We start from the raw sequence: 4,066 nt of genomic DNA on the forward strand, positions 1-4,066 counted from the left end.
AGCAACCCCCACCGAGGATTACTGCCGCTCACCAAGCTTCCATACACTAATCGCTGTGTAGTGCCGACCTTTGCCCCTGCGGTGCAAGCCAACCAATGGGTTACGTGAAAAATAGGCGCGAATAGTCGAAGACGGGCTAGCGGGGAGGGCGATCCCGCGCGTTCCACAGTCAAGAAGCTTGGAGCCGAGATAGGCGGAATCTCAGGGGCCGTGGTGGCAGCATTGGCAGGCGAAGGGGGAGCACGTGAATTTAGGTGAAAGCCCGCGCGCTAAGACGAGTTGGGCACTTGAGCCCCCTGTGGTGGAGATGCCCAGCTTGGATGCACGGATCAGATTGCGCCAACGAATTCTTGGAGTTCCACGTGGAACATTCAAGAGAAGCCGTCGCACTACGCAAAGGGCGATCACAGGCATTGTAATGGCTTGCCGGACCATGCGCTTCAATCAGAACCCGCTTCGCCACGCCCTTCAGGGAATGGCCAGCGTGCCCTTTTGGCCTCACGTCGGCATCTCACCCACTCGCCGCAGCGACGTCGGCCCGGGTTTGTTCAACCCATCCGCGAACGGCGGCTTGTCGGAACCGCGGCCACTTTTCGCCAGCCGACCTTGCCGTTCCGCCACCATCCCCGTCAGCGCGCCGACGCGCGCCCACAACTCCCCGATCAAGCCGTCCTTCTCGGCGGCCCTCAGGCAGGTCAGGCCGCACACGGGTGCCATGGCTGCGATAATCCGCTTCAGGGCCGCGTGTTCAGGCAAACTGTGCGCTACGGTTAGTGCGACCTCAGCAAGTTACCTGCGCAGCGACCAAGATTAGACCCAATGCCTCCTCGGCAAGGCGGCAGCTCCCATCAAAAATAGCCCGCCGCGCCCGCGGCGCAGTCCCGGCCGACCCTCTCTGCAAGGCGCAGCAATGCCTGGTCGGTCGGACGCCTCCCTGCACTGCCGATGGGCCCCCCGCACCAGCCCGGCGTGCCTCCAAGGGCATTTCAGCCTCCTTTGCGCACAATATCGTCTGCCGCCGTTGCCGCTTGCCGCAAGCGACCCGCTCCCCCAAGATACCCGTCTATGAACAGCCCTCCCCACCCCTCCAAATTGCCCCGGCGCCTGCTGCTATTCGCCGCAGCCTTACTGCTGCCGGTGGCGGCGGGCGCGGGACACCGGACCAAGGTCAACGGCCATCGGGTCTACTATCTGCGCGCCGGGACCGGCTCACCGGTGGTGCTCCTGCATGGTCGCGGTAACGCTGGCGAGCACGACTTCCAGAACCAGATCGACCGGCTGATCGACGCCGGACATGAGCTGATCGCCCCCGACCAGGTCGGTCAGGGCCACGCGCCGGAGTTGCTGGGGGCGCTTCGGTATGACCCGATGATGGAGGACACCGCCGCCCTGTTGCGCGTGCTCGGAGTCATGTCCAACGACATGATTGCGTTCAGCCACGGCGGCATCCTCGGCCTGATGTTCGCCATCGGCTACCCGGAACTGGTCAACCGACTGGTCGTGAGCGGCGCGACTATCTCACCCGCAGGGCTGCCGCAGGACCATCTGGACGCGCTCTAGCCGCCCGCGATGCGGCGGCGCAGTCCCCGACGAGGACTGCGGCCAAGCTCCGGGAACTGTGTCTGCACGCGCCCACAGAGCAGGACCTGACCCAGCGCTGCTCGCTACCATCCACCAACCCGTGCTGCTTATGGTCGGCGACCACGACCTCACCCGCCTTGATCACACCATTGATATCTACCGCCCCCTGCCAAACGCGCGGCTTTTCGTCGTCCCCGACACGGGCCACGACGCGCTTGACAGCCGCCCCACCCTGGTCAACCCGGTGTTGCTCGGGTTCCATGGGCATCCCTATACTGTAGGGTCGATACGCGCAGCGCATCCACCATCCCAGCTGCCGAGTTGCGCTGGTGGACGCGGCGCGATGAAGCCCGCCCTCTGGACCGCAAGACTCTTGTGTGCTCCCTGTCCACTTTACGATGATTTCACGCCCTTGAACCAATCCGACGAACCAAAAGCTGATAATGGTGAAGTGCTAGGCCAAGGCCAGGCTCTTGCCGCCACCGACCGACACCGTCCCGTGCGCAGTTTCGTGCTGCGCCAAGGGCGACTCACGGCGGCGCAGGAGCGCGCCTTTGTCCACCTGTGGCCTAGCTACGGGGTGGACTGGACGCCAGGGACACCTCTCAGCCCGGCGGCGCTCTTCGGCAACGCAGCCCCTGTGGTGCTCGAGATCGGTTTCGGCAACGGGGATAGTCTGGCGGCGATGGCTGCGGCCGAACCGCGGCAAAACTGGCTGGGGGTGGAGGTTCACGGTCCCGGGGTTGGCCATCTGCTCTTGGAAATTGAACGCCGCAGGCTCGGGAACCTGCGGGTGATCCGTCACGACGCGGTGGATGTGCTCAACCACGGCCTCCTGCCGGGATCTGTGGCGCGGGTCCAACTCTTCTTCCCGGACCCCTGGCCCAAGCAGCGACACCACAAGCGCCGTATCCTGACACCGGCCTTTCTCGACCTGCTTGCCCGGGTCCTGGCCCCCGGCGGGGTCTTCCACGCGGCCACGGATTGGGAGCACTACGCGGCACAGATGCTCGGGGTCCTGGAGGCCACCGGCTCGCCCTTCGAGAACACCGTCGAGCCAGGCCACTTTGCTCCGCGCCCGGACGCCCGTCCCCTGACCCGCTTCGAGCAGCGGGGCGAACGGCTCGGCCATCATGTGTATGAAATGGTATTCCGGCGTAGATAGTGGCCAGCCTCCGCAGGAACGGTGTCCGCCCCCGCGTTCTTGCGCCGGTTAGCCTCACCCTGGTCGCGGGTGACCTGGTCTTCATCTGCGGCCCCTCCGGCTCCGGCAAACACGGCCAATCCGTTCTAGCCTGAGATTGCAGCCTTACTACACCTCGCCTAACCCGGCTTCGACTATTCGACCCAGGATTTTGCCATTTTAGGCCCATTTTGGCCCTTGGTGTTGGGGTAAGTGATTGAGTGAGCTAGAGCGGGTCGTGCGAAAGCGTCTGTAGTGCAGACCTTGGTCCTTGAGCCGGATGGCGGTTGCGCGGACACTATTGGGATGTTCCTGCGATCAAAAGCACGTAAGAAAGACGGCAAAAAGCACCGCTACTGGAGCGTGGTGGAGAGCCGTCGCGTGGCCAGCGGACGGGTGGTGCAGCGCCACGTGTTTGTATTTGGGGGAGATCAACGACCCCCACCGGGCCGCCTGGTGCCGCTCCATCGAAGTCTTGATGAGGATCAGGGCGCTGCCACGCAGATGGCCTTGTTCCCGGAGGACCGCCCGGCGCCGGAGCTGGCCTGCGCGGTGGTCCAGGTCAAACCCCTGCTCGAAGACATCGGCAAGCACCCAAATCGTGGAGAGGTTGACGACCCGATAGAGTTCTTCCCCCGCCAAGAAGCGCATGCCCTGCACCGCCTTCTTCTCAATGACGACCCCACTGACAGGCGAACGGAAGGTGAGCGTCCGGGGCGGCTTTCCGGATTTCTCCAGCGCCTGCAACTGATCATCCGAGATGTCCCAATTGCGCAACCGGGTCAATTCGGACGTTTCCATCTTCAGGGTGCAAGCATGTTCCTCTTTGTCGTCGGGCCGGTGTGTCTGGTGGCTCTGCGCGACAAAGATGTATTCGCGCTGAGCAGCAATTAGGTCGGGACTGTAGACCGCGAACAGGGGCTGACCAGCATCCACCGACTGACCCGGTCGCATTGACATCCAGACGCTCGATATAGCCTTCAAACTTCGGCGCGATCGCGTAGACGCGACGTTCCTCCGGTGCGACCCGCCCGGCGGCGCGCACTATCCCGTCTTCGACTATTCGCGCCCATTTTTCGCGTAACCCATTGTTTGGCCTTCACCGCAGGGGCCAAGGTCGGCACTACACAGCGATTAGTGTATAGGGGTTTGGAGCGCGGCAGTAATCCTCGGTGGCGGTTGCTCGGGCAGGCGGAGATGCAGCCGGTCGAGCAGCAGTTACTGGTCGGGTTCCGGCTCGGTGTAGCGGCTCAAGATCAGCGTGCGTCCATCGGTGGTCGGCAGATGCACATCGACCATCTG

At 63.7% G+C, this 4,066-nt stretch carries 4 protein-coding genes; 2 read left to right on the forward strand and 2 right to left on the reverse strand.

The genetic code is table 11. From position 1 onward, the window contains the following. Positions 1–498: 498 nt before the first annotated feature. Positions 499–756, reverse strand: a complete 258-nt coding sequence (locus tag QZY44_RS08535; RefSeq protein WP_295445032.1) for a hypothetical protein — start codon at positions 754–756, stop codon at positions 499–501. Between the two features lie 309 nt (positions 757–1,065). Here QZY44_RS08535 and QZY44_RS08540 point away from each other — a divergent pair, with 309 nt between their 5' ends. Next, positions 1,066–1,560, forward strand: coding sequence for an alpha/beta hydrolase (locus QZY44_RS08540; RefSeq protein ID WP_295445035.1), 495 nt, complete (start codon positions 1,066–1,068; stop codon positions 1,558–1,560). Between the two features lie 520 nt (positions 1,561–2,080). Continuing rightward, on the forward strand, positions 2,081–2,746 hold the full coding sequence (gene trmB, locus QZY44_RS08545) for a tRNA (guanosine(46)-N7)-methyltransferase TrmB (protein WP_295445038.1): 666 nt from the start codon (positions 2,081–2,083) through the stop codon (positions 2,744–2,746). A gap of 336 nt (positions 2,747–3,082) precedes the next feature. Here the strand turns inward: trmB and QZY44_RS35700 are convergent, their stop codons facing one another. Next, entirely contained in the window at positions 3,083–3,724 is a 642-nt protein-coding gene (locus QZY44_RS35700; protein ID WP_365303730.1) for an efflux RND transporter periplasmic adaptor subunit, read from the reverse strand. Positions 3,725–4,066: the final 342 nt, after the last annotated feature.

It is taken from the genome of uncultured Thiodictyon sp., from assembly GCA_903837595.1.
Classification (GTDB): Bacteria; Pseudomonadota; Gammaproteobacteria; order Chromatiales; family Chromatiaceae; genus Thiodictyon.

Coding starts and splice junctions, on each gene's coding strand:
- QZY44_RS35700 (WP_365303730.1), bottom strand. CDS start 3,724: ATGTCAATGCGACCGGGTCAGTCGGTGGATGCTGGTCAGCCCCTGTTC.
- QZY44_RS08540 (WP_295445035.1), top strand. CDS start 1,066: ATGAACAGCCCTCCCCACCCCTCCAAATTGCCCCGGCGCCTGCTGCTA.